Here is a 24437-nt window from a genome sequence, read left to right as displayed (position 1 = left end):
ACTGTACTCGAATTGAGTTGTTACGACCAAAATATTCCTTTTTAATTAGCTTGTCTTATGTGATTTTAATGGTCAGTTTCAAGGAGCAAGCTATGTCTTTTCGTTTTCCCGATGAATTTCTGTGGGGTGGGGCAACGGCCGCAAACCAAATTGAAGGTGCGTATAATGCCGACGGTAAGGGACTGTCGACATCTGATATACAACCCTTTGGCTCGTTCGGGGAGTTAAAGCATCGACAGGACGGAGACTTTAATATCAAAGACATAGCGATCGATTTTTATCATCGTTATCCGCAAGATATTGCACTATTCTCTGAGCTTGGATTTACCTGTTTTCGCCTTTCGATTGCCTGGAGCCGAATCTTTCCCAAGGGTGATGAATTAGAGCCTAATGAGTTGGGGCTGGCTTATTACGACAAAATTTTTGATGAACTCGAAAAGCACGGCATTACACCGGTCGTCACATTATCTCACTATGAAATGCCTCTGCATTTAGCTGAGGCATATAACGGCTGGACAAGCAGAGAGCTGATTGAGTTCTTTGAACGTTACGCTACTGCGGTATTCTCCCGATTTGGCCATCGAGTTAAGTACTGGCTGACATTCAATGAAATCAATGCCACTTTACATGAGTCGTTCACGGGGGCCGGAATTCCACGCGGCAGTGATGCTCAGGCACTTTACCAAGGAATACATCACCAGTTGGTTGCCAGTGCAAAAGCAGTCAAAGTCTGTCATAAGCTGCTGCCAGATGCCAAGATCGGTAATATGATGTTAGGCGCAATTCAATATGCATTAACCAGCCATCCGGATGATGTGTTTGAAGCAATGCAACAGAACCGCGAATGGCTATTTTTCGGAGACGTACAAAGCCGTGGTTACTACCCGGGATATATGATGCGCAAATTCAAAGAAATGGGCGTTGTTCTTAATATTACGGATGAAGATAAAGAAGCGTTAAAAGAAACGGTCGATTTTATCTCATTCAGCTATTACATGACCGGTTGTGTCAGTGTTCAGAACGAAAACTTAGAGATGACCGATCAGGAAGCTTTCAAAATGGGAAGCAATCCATATCTGGAGTCCACGGACTGGGGATGGCAAATCGACCCTAAAGGGTTGCGTATTGTTTTGAACTTACTTTATGACCGATACCAAAAGCCATTGTTCATCGTAGAAAACGGTCTTGGTGCGGCAGATACCGTCAATGAAAATGGAGAAATTGAAGATGATTACCGAATTCAGTATCTCAATGACCATTTATATCAGGTTGGTGAAGCGCTTCAGGATGGGGTCGAAATCATGGGTTACACCTGCTGGGGACCGATTGATTTAGTCAGTGCTTCAACCGCACAGATGTCAAAACGCTACGGCCTGATTTATGTCGACCGTGATAACGACGGTCAAGGCACGTTAAGTCGTTTAAAGAAAAAGAGTTTTTACTGGTATCAAAATGTGATTCAAACCAATGGTGAAGCGCTGACTCCACCAAAAGCATAATACCAAGAACAAGGGCTTCGGTGGTGATATCATTACCGAAGCCTTCCTGATGCAAACGTGCTTGTGTTGCTCCCCTATAACTTCCTCCACTTATTCCTATCTGATTAATGCGTCCTTTCGAACAGCGGTTCTAGTTCAACTTTTGTTATGCACTTAATTGGTGCTTACTCTGGGGTTTATTGGTGCAATCAAGATGCAATTACTGGAGGAGTGTGCTTAACTTTTTGAAAAATAGATAAATTTTATTTTGGCATCGGTTTTGCTCTAGTTTAAGTGTTCGTAGCAAAGAGTCATCAACCAGTGAATAGGAGTGCACTGGATACAATTTGGTAAAAAATAGACATCTAGGGTTCCGGCTAATTGCGGTTAGTGACTGGTCCGAGAGTTGTCAACCTCTTATGAGGTCACACGGCGGGACAAAAGCCCGGGAGGCCAACCAATTTCATTGGTGATGTCTCTGCGCGCTTGTTCAATTATGTGATTCACATTGGAGGTGGTCCATGTCACTTTTCTCTAAACGCTCGCTTATCTCAATCGCTTTATCCACTAGTGTGCTTAGTGCACCTTTTATTTCCACGACTGCGCTCGCAGAAGAAAAGCAAGATTTCACTATCGCTTGGTCTATCTACGTTGGTTGGATGCCTTGGGATTACGCAACATACACCGGAATTATCGATAAATGGGCGGAAAAATATGGCATTAATATTGATGTCATTCAGGTGAACGACTACGTTGAATCGATAAACCAATACACTGCAGGCCAGTTTGATGCCACTGTAATGACCAATATGGATGCTCTGACGATCCCTGCGGCAAGTGGTGTGGATTCAACGGCCGTTATTGTCGGTGACTTCTCTGATGGCAACGACGGTATCGTGTTGAAAGGTGATAACAAGTCACTGGAAGACATCAAAGGGCAGAATGTCAATCTGGTTGAACTGAGTGTCTCTCACTACTTAATGGCGCGTGGTCTTGAAAGCGTTGGCCTTAGTGAGCGCGATGTTCAAGTCGTTAATACCTCCGATGCTGATATGGTTGCAGCGTTCAGCACCGATGATGTGACAACAGCTGTCACCTGGAACCCTCTTCTCAGCGAAATCAAATCTCAACCCAACAGCACGCTTGTTTTTGACTCATCGAAAATCCCGGGCGAAATCATTGACCTGATGGTCGCAAATACAGCAACACTGCAAGACAACCCAGCTCTGGGCAAAGCGTTAACCGGTGCATGGTATGAAATTATGTCGGTCATGTCTGGTGAAGACAAAGCCGCTGCTGATGAAGCAAAAACCTACATGGCGAAAGCGTCTGGTACCGATTTAGCGGGTTATAACGACCAACTGGCGGCAACTAAGATGTTCTTCTCTGCAGCAGAGGCGGTTAACTTTACCAAGAGTGAAGATCTGAAGTCGACGATGCAGAAGGTTGCTGGTTTCTCATTCGATCATGGTCTTCTGGGTGAAGGCGCACCAGATGCGAGCTTTATTGGAGTCGAAACACCGTCTGGTGTCTATGGTAACCCAAGCAATATCAAACTGCGTTTCACTGCTGAATACATGCAAATGGCAGCAGACGGTAAATTGTAAGTTTCGATATTCATCCCCAGAGTTTTAGGAGTTGCCATGACAAAACTCATCAACCGTCAACCTTCTCGCATTAGTAAGTTAATGTTGGGTTTACTGCCGTTCATCATATTACTGTTTGTTTATATGACAGCGTCTGATGCTCGCTTGGCGGTGAACCCATCCGATAAATTGTTACCCGCGTTCAGCAGTTTTGCCGATGCCATTGATCGTATGGCATTTACACCGAGCAAGCGTACTGGAGATTATCTGCTCTGGACTGACACGTTAGCCAGTCTGCAACGTTTAGCGATTGGGGTCGGTGCGAGCGCCTTGTTCGGTTTAGCTATCGGTGTAGCTAACGGGATGTTACCGGTTGTTCGTTCTTCGCTGTCTCCACTGGTTACTGCGATTTCTCTGATTCCACCAATGGCGATACTTCCCATTTTGTTTATTACTTTTGGCTTGGGTGAAGTTTCCAAAGTTGTGCTTATTTTTATTGGGATTTGCCCAATCATCGTCAGGGATCTTCAACTTAAATCTCAGTCACTGCCTCAGGAGCAGTTGATTAAAGCCCAGACACTTGGTGCTAACAGCTGGCAAATCATTGTTCGGGTAGTACTGCCACAGATATTCCCGCGTCTGATCGAAGCGGTTCGCCTGACATTGGGTAGTGCATGGCTGTTTTTGATTGCTGCCGAGGCGATTGTCGCGACTGATGGCCTGGGTTATCGCATCTTCCTTGTCCGTCGTTATTTGTCGATGGATGTCATTCTTCCATACGTGGTCTGGATAACCATTCTTGCTTTCACCATGGATTGGTTATTAAGAAAACTGTCTGAGAAGGCATGCCCTTGGTATCACGAAGCACAGGGAGAATAAGCATGAATACGAGAAAACCCATCATTGAGATTAAGCAAGTCTGGAAAGAATACGGCGATAACATCGTTTTAGAGAAACTGAATCTCGATGTCTATCCTGGTGATTTTGTCAGTATCGTTGGTGCTTCAGGTTGCGGAAAAACGACCATGCTCAACATGTTACTGGGTACAGAAAAGCAGACTCGTGGGGAGATTCTGCTTGATGGTCAGCCGTTATCGACAGAGCCCGGTATCGAACGAGGCATTGTCTTCCAGAAGTATTCCGTATTTCCTCACCTGACTTCACTCAAAAATGTCATGTTAGGCATGGAGTTAGAATCGAACAGTGTTCTGACCTCTTTAACCGGTCGTGGTTTTGGGGCGAACAAGAAAAAAGCCCGGGAAGAAGCAACGGCGATTCTCAAGCAAGTCGGCTTGGGACACGCTTTGGACAGATACCCTCATGAGCTTTCCGGTGGCATGAGACAACGCTTATCGATTGCTCAGGCCCTGATTAAAAAGCCGCGTATTTTGCTCCTTGATGAGCCGTTTGGCGCACTTGACCCGGGCATCCGAAAAGACATGCACAGCTTAATTAAGTCACTTTGTCAGGAGCAACAGCTCACCGTGTTTATGATCACTCATGACCTCAGTGAAGGCTTTTACTTAGGCAACCGATTGTGGGTGTTTGATCATGTAAGAATTGACGAACAGGCTCCGGAACGCTTTGGCGCGCAGGTTACTTTTGATATCGATTTGAGAAAACCAGAGCAAGCCGAAGTGGTTAACAGTTTATTAGAAAAGAAGATTGCATAGGAGGACAATGATGTCGTCTAACACACCTATTTTTACCGATACGATTCCAGGGGCCGCACACTGGTCAATGGTCATTCCAAAAGGACATGTATTACAAGCGAAGGACCTGGAAGGGGGCGCTAACCTAAGTATGCTGTTCTACAACCCGACCAACTTGCTGGAGCGCTATAACGCGCCTGACACACTGAAGGGCCAGCATACTTTTAAACTGACCGCCGGACATTGCCTTTATTCAGATATGGGACGCGTATTCTGTTCAATCGTGCGTGATGATACCCATTGGATTGATTCCGTCTGTGGCGTTGCCAACAAACAAAAAATCGCTGAAAAATGGGGCGAACGTGATTATCAGAAAGACAGAAACCAGTGGAAACAAAATGGTTACGATGCGCTGTTAGTTGAAGTGGCTAAATATGGTCTTGGTCAACGAGATCTTGCCGCCAATTTGAATTTATTCAGTCGTGTGAAAACTGACGAATATGGCAACCTACAGTACGTGGTTGATCACAGTAAAGCGGGCGATTGTATCGAACTGCGTTTTGAAATGGATACGCTGGTTGTTCTTACCACTTGTCCTCACCCAATGAACCCGGCAGAAGAATACCCATTCAAACCGGTTGAAATTGCCTTGTTTGAAGCTGAACCAGTCCGCGAAGATGACGCTTGTGTCACGTCCAGAGAAGAAAATGGCCGTGGTTTTGAAAACAACCGCCGTTACCACGTGCATTCAGCGTGCTGTCATAAGTAAGGAGGATGAAAGATGATTGTTGAAAGTAAACTAGAACCTCAAGCTGCAATTCGCCGAGATATAGTGCCTGCTGGTGACTATTACATGAAAGTGGTTAAAGCAGGTCAGACATTCCGCATCCTCGATTTGGAAGGAAACCAGGCCGCCGACACTCTGTTTTATAACGCCAATGATCCAGCAGAACGTTACAGCGCTATCGATACCATTCGCGAGCAGGGTAATGTGTACCTGACTGCAGGCACTAAGATTGTATCAAACCATGGCAATGAAATGCTGCAAATTGTGGCGGATACCTGTGGCCGTCACGACACGTTAGGCGGTGCATGTGCGACCGAGAGTAATACCGTGCGCTATGCGATTGATAAGAAATGCATGCACGCTTGCCGTGATAGCTGGCTACTGGCGGTTGCTGAAAACGAAGAGTTCGGCATGAGCAAGCGCGATATCACGCACAACATTAACTTCTTTATGAATGTGCCAATTACCGAGGCAGGGGGGTTAACCTTCGAAGACGGTATCAGTGCGCCGGGCAAATATGTGGAACTCACAGCCAAAATGGATGTGATCGTCCTAATCTCAAACTGCCCTCAATTGAACAACCCATGTAATGCCTACAACCCAACGCCAGTTGAAGTGTTGGTGTGGAATTAAACTCAGCGCATCCACGATAGAGTCGGGGACGACCCCACATTTTGACTCTGAGTTTTAGCCGGGACGACCCGGACAAGAATTGGAATCGTCTATGTTTAACAAGGTACTTATCGCAAACCGTGGTGCTATCGCTACCCGAGTAATCAGAACACTAAAAAAACTGGGTATCACCAGTGTTGCGATTTACAGTGAAGCAGACTCACAGAGTCTCCACGTCACTCAGGCTGATGAAGCCTACTCATTAGGCCAGGGTGCCGCTGCAGAGACCTACCTCAACCAGAAAAAAATCATCGATATTGCCAAACAGGCTGGCGCTGAAGCGATTCACCCTGGCTATGGCTTTTTGAGTGAAAACCCAGATTTTGTCGGCTTGTGTGAAACTCACGGTTTGGTATTCCTTGGCCCAACACCGGAACAGATGAATGTGTTTGGCCTCAAGCACTCCGCTCGTGCCATTGCAGAAAAATCCGGTGTTCCTCTTTTGCCAGGCACCGAGCTGCTTAAAGACAAACAGCAAGCGTTAGATGAAGCCAACGTCATTGGTTACCCAATCATGCTGAAAAGTACTGCCGGTGGTGGTGGTATTGGTATGCAATGCTGCTACGACGAGTCGTCACTGGCTGCAGCGTTCGACTCAGTGAAACGCCTGAGTGAGAACAACTTCAGTAACAGCGGCGTTTTTCTCGAAAAATTCATTGAACGTGCACGTCATATTGAAGTTCAGATTTTTGGTGACGGGCATGGAACGGTGGTTGCGCTTGGTGAACGAGACTGTTCTTCTCAACGTCGTAATCAGAAAGTCATTGAAGAGACTCCAGCACCAAACTTAACCGATAAAACCCGTGAAGCGCTTCACCAGACGGCAATTAACCTGGCTAAAGAAGTGAACTATCGTAACGCCGGTACCGTTGAGTTCGTTGTCGACCAAACTACAGAAGAATTTTACTTCCTGGAGGTGAATACTCGCTTACAGGTTGAACATGGTGTTACCGAAGAAGTGTTTGGCGTCGACCTTGTCGAGTGGATGGTGAAGCTGGGCGCTGGCGATTTAACCCAAGCAGAACTGCTGACGGAGCGTGAGCCGAAGGGACATGCCGTGCAAGTGCGTTTGTACGCCGAAGATGCCAACAAAAACTTTCAGCCATGCGCAGGATTACTTAGCCACGTTGAATGGCCGCAAGTGGAAGGATTACGCATAGAGCACTGGATTGAAGCGGGCGTTGAGGTTTCTCCGTTCTTTGACCCTATGCTGGCGAAGATCATTACACTCGGCGATTCTCGTGCTGACGCTCTAGAAAAAATGTCTGAGTCGCTACAAACCATGTCTATCTACGGTATCGAGCATAACCAGAGATATTTACAGCAACTGATTCAGTCTGACCTGGTGCAAAGTGGCACTGTTTTAACCCGCTCTCTTAATGACTTTGTTTATCAGCCAGCATCTGTCGATGTGATCAGTGGTGGTACTCAGACGACCATTCAGGATTACCCAGGCCGTTCAGGCTACTGGCATATTGGTGTGCCGCCTTCAGGCCCAATGGATTCGCTTAGCTTCCGTCTTGGTAACCAAATGCTCAACAATGATGAAGCTTGCGCAGGTCTGGAAATCATTATTTCTGGCCCGACTCTGAAATTTAATACTGAGCAATCTTTTGTCCTCACTGGAGCACATCTTGATGCCACGTTGGATGGTGTTGCGATTGAGCATGGTGCAGTGACGACAGCCAAAGCGGGTCAAATTCTTAAAACTGGCTTTGTCAAAGGAGATGGGGCGCGTAGTTACCTGTTGTTTGAAGGTGGAATCCAGTGTCCAGATTACCTTGGCAGTAAATCAACCTTCACTTTAGGTCAGTTTGGCGGACATGCAGGTCGCGCTATTGTGGCTGGTGATGTATTACATGTTACAGGATCTGCCGTAGACTCTGCCGCTGAAGGAACACAGGTTCAATTACCAACCCTGACGACGGAATGGACAGTTCGTGTGATTTACGGTCCACACGGCGCTCCGGATTTTTTCACTGATGAAGACATCGAAGCCTTCTTCTCTGCTACGTGGAAAGTCCATTTTAACTCAAGCCGAACTGGTGTTCGTCTAATCGGTCCGAAACCAAACTGGGCACGTCAGGATGGTGGTGAGGCCGGGTTGCACCCTTCTAATATCCACGATAACGCGTATGCCGTAGGTACGATCGATTTTACCGGTGATATGCCCGTGATTTTGGGCCCTGACGGTCCAAGCCTGGGTGGTTTCGTTTGTCCAGCGACCATCATCAAAGCTGACTTATGGAAAGCCGGTCAGTTCAAGGCGGGTGACAAAATTCGCTTTGTACCTGTGACTATTGAGCAAGCCGAAATGGCAGAACGCGCTCAACTTGATGGGATTGCATCGCTGAATATTGAAGAAGCAGAGCTGGAAGCAGCAGAGCTATCGTCGCCGGTGATAAAAACACTGCCTAAAGAAGTCTTTGGTGAAGACGTGGTTTATCGTCCGAGTGGCGAAGACTTCCTGTTAGTGGAATACGGTCCACAGGTGTTGGATATTCGTCTTCGCTTCCGTGTACATGCACTGATGATGAAGATAGAAGACATGGATATTGACGGTGTTAAAGAATTAACTCCGGGTATTCGATCGCTGCAAATTCACTACGATAACTTGACTCTTCCTCGCCACAAATTACTTAAATATCTGCAGCAACTGGAAATGCAGTTGACCGATATTGATGAACTGACAGTTCCGGCTCGCGTGGTACACATTCCGTTGTCATGGGACGATGAAGCAACGCGTTTAGCCATCCGAAAATACGACGAAGTGGTGCGTAAAAATGCGCCTTGGTGCCCGGATAATATCGAGTTCATTCGTCGTATTAATGGCCTGGATTCTGTCGAAGATGTGAAAAAAATTGTCTTTGATGCCAGTTACTTAGTGATGGGCTTGGGAGACGTTTATCTGGGCGCACCAGTGGCAACGCCGATGGACCCTCGTCACCGTCTTGTCACTACGAAATACAACCCTGCACGTACCTGGACGCCTGAGAATGCAGTCGGTATCGGCGGCGCTTATCTGTGCGTTTATGGTATGGAAGGCCCGGGCGGCTATCAGTTTGTTGGCCGAACTTTGCAGATGTGGAATCGCTATCGTCAAACTAAAGAGTTCGAACAGCCTTGGCTACTGCGATTCTTCGACCAGATTAAGTTCTACGAAGTCAGCGCAGAGGAGTTGCTGGAGATACGACGTAAGCACCCGTTAGGCCAGTACCCGTTGCAAATTGAAGAGACGGAGTTCTCGCTGGCGAGCTACCAGTCGTTGGTTGATGAACATTCTCAAGAGATTGATGCGTGCAAACAGCGTCAGCAAACAGCGTTTGAAGCAGAACGTCAACGCTGGATTGAAAGCGGACAAGCAAACTTCGTCGTTGAAGAAGTGGAAGAAGAAGCGCAGGAACAATTGGTGCTCGAAGAAGGGCAGACTCTGGTAGAAAGCCATGTTGCCGGTAATGTCTGGCAAGCACTGGTGAAACCCGGGGATAGCGTCAAAGCCGGTCAGGTTATTATGGTTCTGGAAGCGATGAAAATGGAACTGGAAGTCGTCGCTTCAGAGTCCGGCATTATTGATCAGGTTTGCGCCGATAAAGGTGCTCAGGTGAGTGCTGGTCAGCCACTCGTCATTATTAATACTCAAGCAGCATAAGGAGTAAAGGGATGAATACTCCAGTTACTATCGAACAATTACTTGCCGGATACCGTTCCGGTGAACTGAATATCCGAACTTTTCTTAAACAGAAATACCAACTTGCTAAGGAAGATACACACAACACCTGGATTTCTCTGATTTCAGAGTCGCAGTTGGAGGACTATCTTTCCGAATTGGAGACAAAAGACAGTCAATCACTACCGTTGTACGGTGTGCCATTTGCGATAAAAGACAACATTGATCTGCAAGATTTACCGACAACCGCAGGATGCAAAGAATTTGCTTATCAACCGTCAGAGTCTGCGTTTGTCGTAGAACAGTTGATCAAAGCAGGCGCGGTACCGCTGGGGAAAACTAACCTTGATCAGTTCGCAACCGGTTTAGTTGGCGTTCGTAGCCCTTGGGGAGCAGGCAAAAACAGTTTTGACCCGCAGTATATATCCGGTGGCTCTAGTGCTGGCAGTTCCATCAGTGTGGCGCTTAATCAGGTGTTCTTCTCGTTGGGAACGGATACCGCGGGCTCAGGTCGTGTTCCTGCCGCGTTTAATAATATCTTGGGCTTAAAGCCTACCAGAGGTTTATTGAGCTGCAGTGGCGTTGTTCCTGCTTGTCGAACTCTGGACTGCGTTACCTTCTTTACACGCAGTGCGGCGGATCTTGAAACTCTGATTGATGTTGCCGCAGTGTATGACGAGACCGATGGTTATGCGCGTGAAAATGTTCAGCAAACACTGCCTGGTGAATTCCGTGGTCTGAAAGTGGGCGTACCTGCCGAGGAACAGCTGGCGTTTTTTGGTAATGAGCAGTACAAAAAACAGTTTGCTTTGGCGCTGGAAAGAATGAAAGCAATGGGCGCAGAGCTGGTTGAATTTAATCTGCAACCGTTTATCGATGCAGCGAAACTCTTATATCAAGGCCCTTGGGTCGCTGAGCGTTATGCAGCCATTCAGTCGTTTTTTGACCAAGACAGCAGCCGCTGCTTACCCGTGATTGAAACGATTATTGGCGGCGCGAAAAATTACACGGCTGCGGATACGTTTCAGTACATGTATCAGCTACAGGACTACAAAGTACAGTGTGACCGTCTGCTGAAAGAGGTGGATGTCGTTATCACCCCGACAGCCGGAAGCACTTATACGATAGAAGAACTTGAAGCGAATCCGATTGAACTGAACAGTAACCTCGGCTACTACACTAACTTCATGAATCTGCTGGATTATACCGCGATTGCTATTCCGTCATCGTTTTGTGAATCCGGCTTACCGTTTGGCTTTACGCTTTTTGCGCCTGCGTTTACGGACTCGGGTCTGATCAAGCTTGCAAAAGCGTGGCAAAAAGAAACCTGTCTTCCTCTTGGGGCTACTGGGCAATTTTTACCTGAGGATGAACGTGTTGATCTGCTGGTGTGTGGCGCCCATATGGAAGGGCTTCCGTTGAACCATCAGCTCACGGGCGTGGGTGCAATTCTCAAAGCAAAAGGTGAAACGGCCAAGTCTTATCGAATGTACGCACTGGCTGGTGGCCCGCCAGCACGTCCGGGGCTGGTTCGAGATGAAGGCAATGGTCAGGCTATAGAAATAGAAGTTTGGTCGTTCCCGAAATCAGCATTGGGTACTCTGTTATGCCAGATCCCACATCCATTAGGGTTAGGCAAAGTTGAGCTAAGCGATGACAGTTGGGTGACAGGGTTTATCTGTGAAGCGATTGGTATTGAAGGCGCGGAGGACATTACCGAATTAGGCGGGTGGCGAAATTATCTGGCGACTAAATGAAAATATCTTTATAAAAACGATTAGTTAAATTTAAGACTTAGAATAAGGAGAAAGTTATCTTTCTCCTTATTTTCATATCTTTCAATAAATTAAGCTCTTTGTGCAGGGCCTTTTATTCTGTCTAATACTTGCCTTTAAGTTTCCCGTCATCCTGGACAGCGACGAAGGAGCGTGATTCAGGATCTACTTTCCGAGCACTTTATAGCCAAAGATATTTCTTTAACTGCTCAGCGCGCTGCTATTAGATTCCTAGTCTTGCTACGGCTCGCTGGAATGACGCCGATAAAAATCGTTAAGCGATTGAAATATAGCAGATGTGGCCTTTTTAACAGCTTTGTCTGGGGTTAAAGTAAGTCACGAACCCGGTAGTATGACATGGCTAATACAAGTGCTGGGGTTCGAAGTAAACGCCCTCCAGGGAAAGACATATGAGGCACTTTATCAAAAATAGCAAAGCGTTCAGAGGTTGCAGCAACACACTCGGCCATGAGCGTGCCTGCCAGACCTGTTACCGCAATTCCATGGCCAGAGAACCCCTGTGCAAAATAAACATTGGGTTTAAGTCGGCCAAAGTGAGGCGCGCGATTCATGGTGATCGCCACATTACCACCCCACGCATAATCGATTTTAGCGTTAGTTAATTGAGGAAATATGCTTACCATCCGGTTGCGCATCGCCTTTTCTAAATTCAATGGTGCAACCCCAGAGTAGCTGACCCGCCCGCCAAATAGCATCCGGTTGTCACCGGAGCAGCGGAAGTAGTCGAGTACAAAATTGATGTCACTCGCTGCGATGCGGTTTTTCATCAGTTTATTGGTTAGGTCTTCTTCAAGTGGTTCTGTGGCACAGATGTAGGTGCCCACAGGCATGACTTTGTTTTCTAGCGAGCTTTCCAGTCCTTCCATATAAGCATTGCACGCAAGAATAACGTGGTTCGCTTTCACTTCACCATGCTTGGTAAATAGAGTGGCAGGGTCACCGTGCTCAATTTTAATCACCGCACTTTCTTCAAAGAACTGAGCTCCGGCGGCTTGGGCGGCATTGGTTAAGCCAAGGGTGTAGTTTAATGGGTGTAAGTGACCGCTATTGCGATCAAGCATGCCGGATGTGTATTTGTCGCTATCAATATTCTCTCTGACTTGTTCTTTGTCCCACAGTTCAAGCGAGTCATATTGATAGCGTTCTGTCAGGTTGGTGTACCATTCTTTAAGCTCTTTATCATGACGCGATTTCATGCCCAAATGAACCATGCCATCCCGCCAATCACAGTCAATATTGTACTTTTTGATATTGTTTTTGGTCAGAGCGAGCGCTTCGATGGACAGTTCCCAAAGTTTCTTGGCGTCAGACTCACCGACGAGCTTTTCAAGCGTATGTTGCTCTGAAGCCCAGCCAAAAATTGCCTGTCCGCCACTTCGTCCCGATGCCCCCCAACCAACACGATTGGCTTCCAATACGATGACGCTATAGCCTTTGTTGGCGAGTTCCAATGCCGCTGTTGCTCCGGTTATACCAGATCCCACAACACATACATCGGCAACGTGGCTTCCTTTCAACGTAGGAAAGCGCAAATCTTGGTTTTTTGATGCAGCATAGTAAGAGAGGGTATGCTTCGTACTCATCTTGACATCCTTTTCTTCTAATCTTGATTCAATACTTATCGGTACCATTGGTATTCAAGTGGTGAAACTTGAGCCGAAAACCTTTCCTGCTCGTGTTTTTTGTTGGCGAGGTAAACTTTGCAAAGCTCTTCTCCAAAGCTGTATTGCATAAATTCACTTGCTGAGAAGGCATGTAAAGCACTGTCCCAAGAGCTTGGCAGAGTCGGTAGATCGAGCTGAGTTGCGTCTCCGTCTATGGGCGCTGGCGGTACCAGATTGTTTTCAATGCCGTCTAGGATGGATGCCAATAAAACAGATACAGTGAGGTAAGGGTTAACATCGGCACCTGATAAACGGTGCTCGATTCGTTTGTCTTCTTCGCCGCTGGCTGGCACACGCACGGCAACCGTTCGGTTATCCCAACCCCATGAAGCATGCATTGGTACGAACATATTCGGTTGCAAGCGACGATAGGAGTTGGCATTGGGAGCAAAAATCGCCATGCATTCATCCATGTGGTCTAAGACACCAGCAATGGCATTAAGCAGTAAATCGTCATTATACCCAAGCACGTTAATCCCATCTGCGTCCTGCAAGCTGATGTGAACGTGGCAGCCGCTGCCTGCATGTTCTGTATAAGGCTTCGCCATGAAGTTGGCATGAAATCCATGTTTCTTCGCTATCGCACGAACGACACGTTTTAGTAACATGGCATGGTCACAAGCGAGTAATACATCGGTGGAATGTTTTAGGTTTACTTCAAATTGCCCCGGAGCATATTCGGCGGTGATGTTTTCTGCCGGAATGCCCTGCGCTTGACATGCGTTTACGATTTCATCCAAAAAGGTTTTAAATTCATCAAGCTCATCGAGTGAATAGACTTGCGTTTGTGTCATTCGCTCGCCGCTAACTGGCATCAGAGGGGGTTGGGGGCAGCCAGTATCATCGGGTTCAGGGTCCTGCAAATAAAACTCTAACTCAACCGCGACGCACGGGTTAAAGCCTTTGCTTTTCAGTTTGTTTACTTGTTGTTCAAGCACGTGTCTAGGGTCAGCAAAGAAAGGTTGGTTAGTTTCTGGCTCGTACATAGTGACGATGGCCTGGGCGCTATTTTCTTGCCATGGTACGACCTGCAAAGAATTTGGCACAATCCGGCAAACACGGTCACCATCACCTTTTTCAAACCCTAACCCGGTCTCTTCGACGGTTTCTCCGCAGATATCGAGTGCGAAAACAGATGCGGGTAAACAAATACCTTGTTCCAGCACTTTGCTCAGTTGAGTGGTGTTGATCCGCTTTCCTCTGACCACACCGTTCATATCGAACAGGATCAAATCAATCGTCGTGATGTTTGGATTCTGTTCGATAAAATGAGCAATTTCTTGCTGCTCTTGTTTGGTTTTTAGTCGGTCAATGTTAATCGGTTGATTGGCAAGACTAGTCATATCCGCTGTGCCTCCTTGGCGTTAAACGTAATAATCCCTTGTTCTATATGGGCTCAGGAATGCCCCGCAGACAGCTTTACTTGCCTATTAAACATACACATATTGTTTAGGAAATTGCAACACATTTGTAACTTCAACCTCACCGATGCTGTATCTTGATATAAAATATTTAACAGATTGGTTGACTTTTGGGCGAGTTAGGCACAATGCTAAATAGGGCTTATTGATACATCCATGATTTTTGAGGTGGGTTAGCAACGGGCGATTTTGTACTCAACCCGATAGGTTCGGTAGTTGGGATTAGAAAAACATACGAGTGTTATTTTGTTGTTCGTCGTTTTTAAGCGGACGCAAAGCTGTAAACATAAAGCTGTATTTCATGGACCGAAATTATTGCAAAGAAGGATTTATGGAAACATTCAAGAAATGGATTGAAGAAAACCGTATTACTGAAGTCGAGTGTCTTATCCCTGACATTACTGGTAACGCAAGAGGCAAAATTATGCCCGCCAAAAAATTTCTTCGAGAAGGAGGGATGCATCTTCCCGAAGTGATTTTTTTCCAGACGGTAAACGGTGACTGGCCAGACGATGAAAGCATGATTGATCTCACCGAGAAAGACATGAATCTCGAGCCAGATCCAAATACGGTTAGGTTAGTTCCATGGACAAAAGATCCAACAGGTCAGGTAATTCATGACTGTTTCACAGTGGATGGTGAGCCAGTAGAAGTTTCCCCAAGAGCGGTATTACGTCGCGTTTTATCGTTCTACGAAAGAGAGGGTTGGAACCCAATAGTGGCACCAGAGCTAGAGTTTTTCTTGGTTAAGAAAAATCTGGACTGGGACTATCCGCTTGAACCGCCGATTGGCCGAAATGGCAGACCAGAAACGGCCAGACAATCCTTCAGTATCGATGCTGTGAATGAATTCGATCCGATTTTTGAAGATATGTATGACTTCTGTGAGGCGCAAGGCCTGGACGTTGATACATTAGTTCATGAATCGGGTGCCGCTCAGATGGAGCTGAATTTCGATCACGGTGAACCGTTAGATTTGGCAGATCAGGTGTTTCTTTTTAAGCGCACGGTGCGAGAAGCCGCATTGCGCCACGATGTTTATGCCACGTTTATGGCTAAACCAATGGAGCATGAACCAGGTAGTGCGATGCACATTCACCAAAGCTTGGTGGATGTGAACGGCAAGAACCTGTTCGCCAACGAAGACGGTTCTAACAGCGAACTGTTCCTCAATTATATTGCTGGCATGCAAAAATATACCCCGGCTGCGATTGCCTTTTTTGCTCCAAACGTTAACTCCTACCGTCGACTAGTCTTCGGCGAATCAGCGCCTACCAACGTGGCTTGGGGAGAGGACAACCGCACGGTAGGGCTTCGAGTTCCGGTCTCTGATAAGAATGCCCGCCGGATTGAAAACCGTTACGCCGGTGCGGATGCGAACCCTTACTTAGCGATGGCATTGTCATTGGCCTGTGGCTACTTGGGTATGAAAGAAAAACTTACGCCAACACCACAGAGTACAGGTGACATGACGACAGAGCCTTACTCACTTCCTCATACATTAGAAGATGCTTTATTGCTGCTGGAAAACAGTGACGAGCTGAGAGAAATTCTCGGTGATCGATTTGTTTCTGCTTACGTGGCAATTAAGCGAAAAGAGTACAAAACGTTCTTTCAAGTTATCAGCTCTTGGGAGCGTGAGTTCTTACTCTTAAACGTATAAGTCAAACTTAATTATCAAGTGAAAGCTACTTTCTCCTAGTGCGAACGTTACCGTCGAACCATTTATCTTTGCGGATAAAGGGAAAGTAGTGCTCACGTTATTAATCAACCATGGAATGAAACTATGTCTAAATGGATTGAGCAAGATAGTGCACATTGCTTGCACCCTTTTACTAACTTCAAGGCGTTAAATGACAAAGGTTCTCGCATTATTAAGCGCGCGGAAGGGGTTTACATCTATGACGAGGATGACAACAAGATCCTCGACGGTATGGCGGGCTTATGGTGTGTGAATATGGGCTACAGCTGTCAGCCTCTTATTGATGCCGCGACAAAGCAAATGCAAGAATTGCCGTACTACAATTTGTTTTTCCAAACCGCACACCCACCAGCGGTAGAGCTTTCTACTTTACTGGCGGAGGTCACGCCAGAAGGCATGAACCATGTGTTCTATACGGGGTCAGGTTCTGAGTGTAATGACACGGTAGTGAGAATGGTTCGTCACTACTGGAGTAGCCTTGGTAAACCGCAAAAGCAAACCATCATCAGCCGTAAAAATGCTTACCACGGCAGCACTATGGCGGGGGCAAGTCTCGGTGGCATGTCTGCGATGCATGCGCAAGGTGGTCTTCCTTTGCCTAACATCGTGCATATCGATCAACCTTACTATTTTGGTGAAGGAAATGGCGTCGATGAAACCGAATTTGGTTTAGAGCGCGCAAGGCAGCTAGAAGAGAAGATTCTGGAGCTTGGTGAAGAAAATGTCGCTGCTTTTATTGCAGAGCCTATTCAAGGTGCTGGTGGCGTGATTATTCCGCCATCGAGCTACTGGCCTGAAATCCAACGTATTTGTGACAAATATGAAATTCTATTGATTGTTGATGAAGTGATTTGTGGCTTTGGCCGCACTGGCGAATGGTTCGCAAGTCAGACCTTCAACATAAAGCCAGATCTTATGTGTATGGCTAAAGGCATCACATCAGGTTACCTGCCGCTAGGTGGTGTGATGGTTCGTGATCATGTTGCCAAAGTACTCACCGATGCAGATACGGAATTCGCACACGGTTTTACTTACTCAGGTCATCCTGCTTCTTGTGCGGTTGCCATCGCCAACATTAAAGAGATGCAACGTCTCAGCGTTGTTAATCAAGTACGAGAAGAGACCGGTCCATATTTTGCCAAACGCTGGGCAGAGCTCGCTGAGCACCCAATGGTTGGTGAAGCGCGTAGCGTTGGTCTGGTCGGTGCAATTGAGCTTGTGAAGGACAAACAAACCAAACAACGATTCGATAAAGAGTTAGATGTGGGTACTCGATGTCGCGACCATTGCTTTAACAGTGGCGTGGTATTGAGAGCCGTAGGAGACTCAATGATCTGTTCACCACCACTGATCATCACGAAATCAGAAATAGACGAATTAGTTGCACTTGCAAAACTGGCTTTAGATAACACGCTCGCCGACGTTCAGCAGTAGCCGACGAGAACAATACCAAAACTCACCAAGGAATGGAGATCCAAATGGAGAAAATGAAGGTTTATTGTGGGGTAGCGTTGGGGATGACTCTTGGGTTAGCCCCGTTAACATCAATTGCTGCGGAAGACAAAGTACTCAATATCTATAACTGGTCTGACTATATTGCTGAAGATACCATCGCTAAATTTGAGCAGGAAACGGGCATTAAGGTTGTCTACGATGTTTTTGATTCTAATGAAGTTCTGGAAGCAAAAGTTCTGTCAGGTAACACTGGCTTCGACATTATTGTACCGAGTAATGACTTTTTGGGCAGACAGGTAAAAGCTGGCGCTTTTCAGGAGTTGGATAAAGAAAAGCTGAGCAACTATAAAAACCTGGACCCGAAACTGATGGGAATTTTGTCAGAGACCGTCGACCCTGAAAATGCTTATTCGGTGCCGTACCTTTGGGGCACGACAGGCATTGGCTACAACGTCGAGAAGGTCAAAGCGGCACTTGGAGAAGATGCTCCGGTCAACAGCTGGGATTTAGTCTTTAAACCAGAGAACATGGAAAAACTGGCGAAATGTGGTGTGGGCTTTTTGAATGCGCCATCAGAGATCATGGCGGCATCACTTAACTACATTGGCAAAGATCCTAATAGTACGGATCCGAATGACTACAAAAAAGATGCGCTTGAGTTACTCAAAACTGTCCGTCCCTATGTCACTTACTTCCACTCTTCGCAATACATTAATGACTTAGCCAATGGAGACATTTGTGTCGCCATCGGTTGGTCCGGAGATGTTCTTCAAGCGGCAGATCGTGCGGCAGAAGCGGATAACGGTGTTGAGATTGCTTACTCAATTCCGAAAGAGGGCGCTTTAGCTTGGTTTGATTTGATGGCCATTCCTAAAGATGCTAAGCATCCAGAAAATGCCCACCTTTTCATTAACTTCCTGCTAAGACCTGAAGTTATCGCAGAAATCAGTAACTACGTTTGGTACGCGAATCCAAACCCACCTTCGCGTGAGTTCATTGATAGTGAGATTCTGGATGATCCAGGCATCTACCCTAGTGAGGAAACACAAGAGAAGCTCTACAGCGCGAAAATGTTACCTCATAAAACCGCTCGTGCGATGACTCGTGCGTGGACAGATTTTGTTAAAAACTAGATAGAGACAAAGAGGTGACCCTAGGGTCGCCTCTTTTATGGAGAGTGCCATGACAGTGATGTCAATTTGTAATGATGTTCCTCATATGCATGTGGATTCTAACCCGCCAAAACCCTTATTAGAAATCAAAGGTCTCACCAAAAGCTTTGATGGTCACGTCGCCGTTGATGGTTTGGATTTGACGATCAATCAAGGTGAACTGTTTGCCCTGCTTGGCGCATCGGGCTGTGGAAAATCAACGTTGCTGAGAATGCTTGCTGGCTTCGAGCAACCTTCAGCAGGGCAGATTATTTTAGATGGAGAAGATCTTGCCGAGATACCTCCGTATCGTCGCCCGGTCAATATGATGTTCCAATCCTATGCGCTGTTTCCTCATATGACCGTTGCAGACAATATTGCATTTGGTTTAAAGCAGGACGGCATGTCACGCCAAGAAATCAATCAAACCGTCAAACAGATGCTAGAGCTGGTCCATATGTCTGACTATGCCAAACGCAAACCTCATCAACTTTCTGGTGGTCAGAAACAGCGTGTTGCACTGGCTCGTAGTTTAGCGAAAAAGCCAAAACTGCTGCTTCTGGATGAACCAATGGGCGCTTTAGATAAAAACTTAAGAGAAAAAATGCAACTCGAAGTGGTGGATATCTTAGAGCGTGTGGGGGTGACTTGTGTGATGGTGACCCACGATCAAGAAGAAGCCATGACCATGGCCAGTCGAATGGCGATTATGAATAAAGGTCAGTTTGTGCAAATTGGCTCTCCAGAATCGATCTATGAACACCCGAATTCGAAATTCTCTGCCAAGTTTGTCGGCACGGTAAATATCTTTGAAGGCATATTGGAAAATAATCAAAACGATAGTTGCACCGTGCGCAGTCAAGAGCTTGAACACCCGATTTGTATTAATGAAGGCATTTCTGGTGTGACAGGGGTTCCCGTGATGATTGCGGTTAGGCCAGAGAAAATGGCGTTGAGCACACATAGCAATCATTCGGTCAACAGCTGCACAGGGATCGTTGAAGATATTGCCTATATGGGTAATCAATCTATCTACCACGTGCGTTTACCTTCTGGAAAATTAGTCACGGCAACCTTACAAAATACCACTCGCTTGAGAAAAGACATGCCGACGTGGGAACAGAAGGTCACGCTAAGTTGGGAAATGGAAAGCTGCGTGGTACTTAAAATATGATAAAGAAAGCCAAACTCGATATCTGGCGTGTCATACCCACGCCCAAGTGCTTACTGCTTGCTGTCCCTTATGGATGGTTGTTACTGTTCTTCTTACTCCCATTTTTGATCGTATTTAAGATCAGCTTCGCCGAGGCTCAGGTCTCGATTCCTCCCTATTCTGAACTGCTCAGTTATGCCGAGCAGCAATTGCAGCTACTGCTGAATATCGGTAACTACGAATACTTGCTGGAAGATGATTTGTATGTGTCTTCCTATTTAGAATCGATACGTATCGCATTCATTTCAACGTTACTGTGTTTAGTGGTCGGTTTTCCAATTGCCTGGGCTATCGTGCATTCCACACCCTCAACGCGTAACGTCCTGCTGATGCTGATCATTCTGCCTTCATGGACGAGTTTCTTAATTCGAGTTTATGCCTGGATAGGTATCCTCAAAAACAATGGATTACTCAATAACGTACTGTTAACCATTGGGGCGATTGATGAACCATTAAAGATATTGCACACCGATGTCGCCGTATATATCGGCATTGTGTATACCTATCTGCCTTTCATGGTCCTGCCTTTGTATACCGCGTTGATGCGAGTGGATTATTCACTGATAGAAGCCGCGAGTGATTTAGGCGCTAAACCAATCACCACATTGTTTAGTGTGTTAATACCGTTAACTCGGGCGGGTATTGTCGCCGGTTCCATGTTGGTCTTTATTCCTGCAGTTGGGGAGTATGTTATTCCTGAACTGCTTGGCGGGCCGGATTCGATCCTGATAGGTAAAGTGTTATGGCAAGAATTTTTCAATAACCGAGATTGGCCCGTTGCCTCGGCTGTCGCCACCACAATGTTACTGATACTAATGGTGCCAATTCTGTGGTTCCATCGTTACCAAAAACGTGAATTGGAGGTACAGGGATGAATGATATTCCAGTTTACAACAATAAATGGAAGTGGATGGTTTTAGGATTAGGCTTTGCCTTTCTCTATTTACCTATTTTGATTTTGATAATTTATTCTTTTAATGAAAACCGCTTAGTGACCGTTTGGTCCGGGTTTTCTTTTAAGTGGTATTCAGAGCTATTTGACGATGACTTATTAATGGGCGGGGTAAAGCTGAGCTTGTTAATTGGTTTTCTCTCTGCCAGCGCCGCTGTGGTGCTGGGTACTATCGCGGCGTTTGTCCTGAATCGCTTCGGGAAATTTAGAGGTGAAACCGGATTCGCGTTTATGATCACGGCGCCGTTGGTGATGCCAGAAGTGATCACCGGTCTGTCTTTACTGTTACTCTTCATTGCGATGGGGCAAGTGTTTGATTTATTTAATCAACGCGGAATGATGACTATCTGGATTGCACATGTTACGTTTTGCACGGCATACGTTACGGTGGTCGTTAGCTCCAGGTTACAAGAGGTTGATCGCTCAATCGAAGAGGCAGCGATGGATTTGGGGGCTCCGCCTTGGAAGGTCTTTGTGCAAATTACCTTACCAACGATTGCTCCTGCTATTGTTGCAGGCTGGCTGCTGGCGTTTACGTTATCACTCGATGACTTGGTGATTGCAAGTTTTGTATCTGGTCCGAGTGCTACAACGCTACCAATGGTGGTATTCTCCAGCGTTAGACTAGGCGTTAGTCCTAAAATTAATGCCCTCGCGACGTTGATTATTTTAGCTGTCTCCTGTGCCACCTTTATTGCGTGGTGGGTGCTCGCTAAAGCGGAGAAACGGCGATTACAAGAGGCGAAAATGAGCCAGCAGTAGAGGCATTCGCTGACAAACTAGGAGAGATACATGGATAGAGACATGGATGTAGGCAAGCAACTTAAGACGATCCGAACCATGCGTGGTTTATCTCAACGAGAGCTTGCGAAGAGAAGCGGCGTGACTAACTCCATGATCTCTCAAATTGAACAGAATCTTGTTAATCCGTCTGTCGGGTCACTAAAAAAGATACTGGAAGCGATTCCCATCTCAATGGGCGAGTTTTTTACCTTAGACGTTGAATCCGAGGATGACATCTTTTTTAGTCCGGAACAGATGACGGATTTAGGTGATGGCAAAATTAATCTGATGTTAGTGGGTGCGAAACGAGAAGGTCGAAAACTTGCCATATTGCATGAAGTTTACCCGCCAGGTGCTGATACCGGCACTGATTTCATGCAGCACGAAGGTGAAGAAGGCGGCGTGGTGATTCGCGGAGAAATAGAGATCACGGTAGGCAGTCGCACTCAGGTACTGAAAGCCGGTGATTCTTACTATTTTGAGACGCGTAAGCCACACCGATTTCGCAATAAAGGCAAGGTGGAGTGTGAGTTGATAAGCGCTTCGACACCACCAACGTTTTAGATACTCGCTTTCGAAAACAATGGCCTCTGTTACGAGGCCATTTTTAATCACGGGGCATTTTTAGTAACGGTGAATGCGGTGATGAGACAAAAAGACTAGTCAAGTTCGATCCATGTAGATTTGACCTCAGTGTATTTGTCTAATGCATGTAAAGACTTATCCCGGCCATTGCCACTTTGCTTGTATCCACCAAACGGCATTGTCATATCTCCGCCGTCCCAGTTGTTCACAAATACGGTACCGGCTCTTAGCGTGCGCGAGCATTTTACCGCAGTGGAAATATCGGAAGTCCACACGCCTGCAGCAAGGCCATATTCACTGTCGTTGGCAAGCTCGATCGCTTCATCAATCGTGTCGAATGTCGTCACACAAAGTACAGGACCAAATATCTCTTCTTTGAATATACGCATGTCAGGTGTCACGTCTGTGAAGACAGCAGGCTGAATAAAGTAGCCGCCTGTATGTTCAAGAACGGGTTGGCCACCAAATCGAAGTGTTGCACCTTCTTGTTTGCCCACCTCAATATAATCGAGTACCCGTTCAAACTGAGCTTTATCGACAATCGCGCCTACACGTGAGCTGTCGTTAAGAGGATCGCCAGGTTGCCATTTGTCCATGTTCTTCATTAATAGATCGATGAATTGATCTTTGATGGATGAGTGAACCAAAAGACGAGATCCAGCGGTACAGACTTCCCCCTGGTTATAGCAAATAGCACTTGCTGCAGTGGCAGCCGCTTTCTCAATGTTTTTCACATCGTAATGGACAATATGAGGGCTCTTGCCACCACACTCCATAAAGGTTCGCTTGAGGTTGGATTCACCAGCAAAGGTCAATAATTTCTTCCCGATAGCCGTAGAGCCAGTAAAAGTAATGCAGTCGACGTCTTGATGAAGCGCGAGTGCTTGCCCTGCCTCATGACCAAAGCCAGGCAGAACTTGAAGCACACCGTCGGGAATCCCGGCTTGAGAAGCTAATTCAGCGAGTAAAATAGCGGTGAGAGGCGATTTTTCCGATGGTTTGATGATGACTGAGTTACCAGTGGCTAATGCCGGGCCAATTTTCCAAGCCGCCATCACGGTAGGAAAGTTCCAAGGAACAATGGCAGCGACGACACCTAAAGGCTCTCTTGTCACCAGTGCGAGTGCTTCTTCAGTTACGGGGGCGACTTCATCGTAAATTTTATCAATCGCTTCGGCGTTCCATTGTATGCAGCGAGCAGTGGCTGGCGCATCGTATCCCATTGCATCAGAAATGGGCTTCCCCATATCTAAAGACTCCAGAAGAGCGAACTGTTCTTTATGTTGTTCGATAAGTTTGGCGTAGTTGAGTAATACCGTCTTGCGCTGCGCTGGTGGCAGTCCTGCCCAGACTCGGGAATGAAAAGCATCACGCGCGGCTTTAACCGCAATCTCGACATCTTCCTCTCGGCAACGCGCCACGTGAGCAAGGTGTTTGCCCGTTGCTGGGTTAATAATCTCGAAGGTATCATCGCTAATAGCGTTAGTGAGCTTTCCATTGATGTAGGCTTGTGTGTTAAATCTCAACTCAGTGGCTTTATCATGCCAGTTTGTAGTGTCCATTCTGTGTCCTTATTCCTTTTTCTGTTTTTGTATTTCTGATGAAGTGCTGAACCTACTTAGCGATTAAATATGCAAAGAAGGTTTAACGCTGTTTTCTCTCCATTGCGTTAAAGTTAAAAAATCGTGCTTGAATCGAGCTAATTGATAGCAGTGAACGAAAGGTTTGATAAATAAACTAATCAAAACGTAGATAGTGAATGTAGAGAAATCAACAAAGTGTTCAGTATTTTATGATTTTTAGATATAAAAACTGCGTATTTAGTCTATCTTGTTAAATATTGGGGTGCGTTAATTGAATTACGGTATGGAAT

The 24437-nt window shown here is 46.3% G+C and carries 18 protein-coding genes and 1 riboswitch; of the genes, 15 read left to right on the top strand and 3 right to left on the bottom strand.

The window, feature by feature from the left end; genetic code table 11:
* Positions 1 to 92: 92 nt before the first annotated feature.
* From OO774_RS10990 to atzF, 8 genes are all read left to right on the top strand, one after another.
* Positions 93 to 1499 (top strand): glycoside hydrolase family 1 protein, encoded by a 1407-nt coding sequence (locus tag OO774_RS10990; RefSeq protein ID WP_264902435.1) that lies wholly within the window; start codon positions 93 to 95, stop codon positions 1497 to 1499.
* A 333-nt stretch (positions 1500 to 1832) separates the two neighbouring features.
* Positions 1833 to 1932: riboswitch (guanidine-I (ykkC/yxkD leader) on the top strand.
* 67 nt (positions 1933 to 1999) lie between these two features.
* On the top strand, positions 2000 to 3085 hold the full coding sequence (locus OO774_RS10985; protein ID WP_264902433.1) for a putative urea ABC transporter substrate-binding protein: 1086 nt from the start codon (positions 2000 to 2002) through the stop codon (positions 3083 to 3085).
* Between the two features lie 36 nt (positions 3086 to 3121).
* Positions 3122 to 3943: an ABC transporter permease gene (locus tag OO774_RS10980; protein ID WP_264902431.1), complete on the top strand. Its 822-nt coding sequence runs from the start codon at positions 3122 to 3124 to the stop codon at positions 3941 to 3943.
* A gap of 2 nt (positions 3944 to 3945) precedes the next feature.
* The gene (locus OO774_RS10975) at positions 3946 to 4737 is read left to right on the top strand and encodes an ABC transporter ATP-binding protein (protein ID WP_264902429.1); all 792 of its coding nucleotides are present in this window, start codon (positions 3946 to 3948) and stop codon (positions 4735 to 4737) included.
* Between the two features lie 7 nt (positions 4738 to 4744).
* Entirely contained in the window at positions 4745 to 5485 is a 741-nt protein-coding gene (locus OO774_RS10970) for an urea amidolyase associated protein UAAP1 (protein WP_264902427.1), read from the top strand.
* A 12-nt stretch (positions 5486 to 5497) separates the two neighbouring features.
* Complete coding sequence (locus tag OO774_RS10965; protein WP_264902425.1) at positions 5498 to 6136, top strand: urea amidolyase associated protein UAAP2; 639 nt, start codon at positions 5498 to 5500, stop codon at positions 6134 to 6136.
* Between the two features lie 91 nt (positions 6137 to 6227).
* Positions 6228 to 9824 carry an urea carboxylase gene (gene uca / locus OO774_RS10960; RefSeq protein WP_264902423.1) on the top strand — a complete coding sequence of 1199 codons (3597 nt, stop codon included), beginning with the start codon at positions 6228 to 6230 and terminating at the stop codon, positions 9822 to 9824.
* A gap of 11 nt (positions 9825 to 9835) precedes the next feature.
* Complete coding sequence (gene atzF, locus OO774_RS10955; protein ID WP_264902421.1) at positions 9836 to 11599, top strand: allophanate hydrolase; 1764 nt, start codon at positions 9836 to 9838, stop codon at positions 11597 to 11599.
* 344 nt (positions 11600 to 11943) lie between these two features.
* Here the strand turns inward: atzF and OO774_RS10950 are convergent, their stop codons facing one another.
* Both OO774_RS10950 and OO774_RS10945 read right to left on the bottom strand, forming a co-directional pair.
* Positions 11944 to 13221 (bottom strand): FAD-binding oxidoreductase, encoded by a 1278-nt coding sequence (locus OO774_RS10950; protein WP_264902419.1) that lies wholly within the window; start codon positions 13219 to 13221, stop codon positions 11944 to 11946.
* A gap of 35 nt (positions 13222 to 13256) precedes the next feature.
* Positions 13257 to 14645 (bottom strand): glutamine synthetase family protein, encoded by a 1389-nt coding sequence (locus OO774_RS10945; protein WP_264902418.1) that lies wholly within the window; start codon positions 14643 to 14645, stop codon positions 13257 to 13259.
* A 409-nt stretch (positions 14646 to 15054) separates the two neighbouring features.
* Here OO774_RS10945 and OO774_RS10940 point away from each other — a divergent pair, with 409 nt between their 5' ends.
* The 7 genes from OO774_RS10940 (at position 15055) to OO774_RS10910 (ending at position 22543) form a co-directional block, all read left to right on the top strand.
* Positions 15055 to 16386, top strand: coding sequence for a glutamine synthetase family protein (locus OO774_RS10940; protein ID WP_014231255.1), 1332 nt, complete (start codon positions 15055 to 15057; stop codon positions 16384 to 16386).
* Between the two features lie 123 nt (positions 16387 to 16509).
* The gene (locus tag OO774_RS10935; protein WP_020332830.1) at positions 16510 to 17859 is read left to right on the top strand and encodes an aspartate aminotransferase family protein; all 1350 of its coding nucleotides are present in this window, start codon (positions 16510 to 16512) and stop codon (positions 17857 to 17859) included.
* Positions 17860 to 17903: 44 nt separating this feature from the next.
* Complete coding sequence (locus OO774_RS10930) at positions 17904 to 19013, top strand: extracellular solute-binding protein (protein WP_264902415.1); 1110 nt, start codon at positions 17904 to 17906, stop codon at positions 19011 to 19013.
* Positions 19014 to 19062: 49 nt separating this feature from the next.
* Positions 19063 to 20205, top strand: a complete 1143-nt coding sequence (potG, locus tag OO774_RS10925) for a putrescine ABC transporter ATP-binding subunit PotG (RefSeq protein ID WP_264902414.1) — start codon at positions 19063 to 19065, stop codon at positions 20203 to 20205.
* Complete coding sequence (potH, locus tag OO774_RS10920; RefSeq protein WP_264902413.1) at positions 20202 to 21119, top strand: putrescine ABC transporter permease PotH; 918 nt, start codon at positions 20202 to 20204, stop codon at positions 21117 to 21119. Before potG ends, potH begins: the two co-directional genes overlap by 4 nt.
* Positions 21116 to 21958 (top strand): ABC transporter permease subunit, encoded by an 843-nt coding sequence (locus OO774_RS10915; RefSeq protein WP_264902411.1) that lies wholly within the window; start codon positions 21116 to 21118, stop codon positions 21956 to 21958. Before potH ends, OO774_RS10915 begins: the two co-directional genes overlap by 4 nt.
* 42 nt (positions 21959 to 22000) lie before the next feature.
* Positions 22001 to 22543, top strand: coding sequence for a cupin domain-containing protein (locus OO774_RS10910; protein WP_024372708.1), 543 nt, complete (start codon positions 22001 to 22003; stop codon positions 22541 to 22543).
* 95 nt (positions 22544 to 22638) lie between these two features.
* Here OO774_RS10910 and OO774_RS10905 read toward each other — a convergent pair whose 3' ends face one another.
* A complete protein-coding gene (locus OO774_RS10905; protein ID WP_264902408.1) occupies positions 22639 to 24126 on the bottom strand; it encodes an aldehyde dehydrogenase in 1488 nt (495 codons plus the stop codon).
* Between the last annotated feature and the right edge of the window lie 311 nt (positions 24127 to 24437).

The organism is Vibrio sp. STUT-A11 (genome assembly GCF_026000435.1).
Lineage (GTDB): Bacteria > Pseudomonadota > Gammaproteobacteria > Enterobacterales > Vibrionaceae > Vibrio.
This window is presented reverse-complemented; position numbering and strand designations above follow the sequence as displayed.

Bases quoted from the DNA above. Each gene is read 5' to 3' on its own strand.
- OO774_RS10930 (WP_264902415.1), top strand. From the start codon at position 17,904: ATGGAGAAAATGAAGGTTTATTGTGGGGTAGCGTTGGGGATGACTCTT.
- OO774_RS10990 (WP_264902435.1), top strand. From the start codon at position 93: ATGTCTTTTCGTTTTCCCGATGAATTTCTGTGGGGTGGGGCAACGGCC.
- OO774_RS10980 (WP_264902431.1), top strand. From the start codon at position 3,122: ATGACAAAACTCATCAACCGTCAACCTTCTCGCATTAGTAAGTTAATG.
- OO774_RS10975 (WP_264902429.1), top strand. From the start codon at position 3,946: ATGAATACGAGAAAACCCATCATTGAGATTAAGCAAGTCTGGAAAGAA.
- atzF (WP_264902421.1), top strand. From the start codon at position 9,836: ATGAATACTCCAGTTACTATCGAACAATTACTTGCCGGATACCGTTCC.
- OO774_RS10985 (WP_264902433.1), top strand. From the start codon at position 2,000: ATGTCACTTTTCTCTAAACGCTCGCTTATCTCAATCGCTTTATCCACT.
- potH (WP_264902413.1), top strand. From the start codon at position 20,202: ATGATAAAGAAAGCCAAACTCGATATCTGGCGTGTCATACCCACGCCC.
- OO774_RS10910 (WP_024372708.1), top strand. From the start codon at position 22,001: ATGGATGTAGGCAAGCAACTTAAGACGATCCGAACCATGCGTGGTTTA.
- OO774_RS10970 (WP_264902427.1), top strand. From the start codon at position 4,745: ATGATGTCGTCTAACACACCTATTTTTACCGATACGATTCCAGGGGCC.
- potG (WP_264902414.1), top strand. From the start codon at position 19,063: ATGACAGTGATGTCAATTTGTAATGATGTTCCTCATATGCATGTGGAT.
- OO774_RS10945 (WP_264902418.1), bottom strand. From the start codon at position 14,645: ATGACTAGTCTTGCCAATCAACCGATTAACATTGACCGACTAAAAACC.
- OO774_RS10905 (WP_264902408.1), bottom strand. From the start codon at position 24,126: ATGGACACTACAAACTGGCATGATAAAGCCACTGAGTTGAGATTTAAC.
- OO774_RS10915 (WP_264902411.1), top strand. From the start codon at position 21,116: ATGAATGATATTCCAGTTTACAACAATAAATGGAAGTGGATGGTTTTA.
- OO774_RS10940 (WP_014231255.1), top strand. From the start codon at position 15,055: ATGGAAACATTCAAGAAATGGATTGAAGAAAACCGTATTACTGAAGTC.
- OO774_RS10965 (WP_264902425.1), top strand. From the start codon at position 5,498: ATGATTGTTGAAAGTAAACTAGAACCTCAAGCTGCAATTCGCCGAGAT.
- OO774_RS10935 (WP_020332830.1), top strand. From the start codon at position 16,510: ATGTCTAAATGGATTGAGCAAGATAGTGCACATTGCTTGCACCCTTTT.
- uca (WP_264902423.1), top strand. From the start codon at position 6,228: ATGTTTAACAAGGTACTTATCGCAAACCGTGGTGCTATCGCTACCCGA.
- OO774_RS10950 (WP_264902419.1), bottom strand. From the start codon at position 13,221: ATGAGTACGAAGCATACCCTCTCTTACTATGCTGCATCAAAAAACCAA.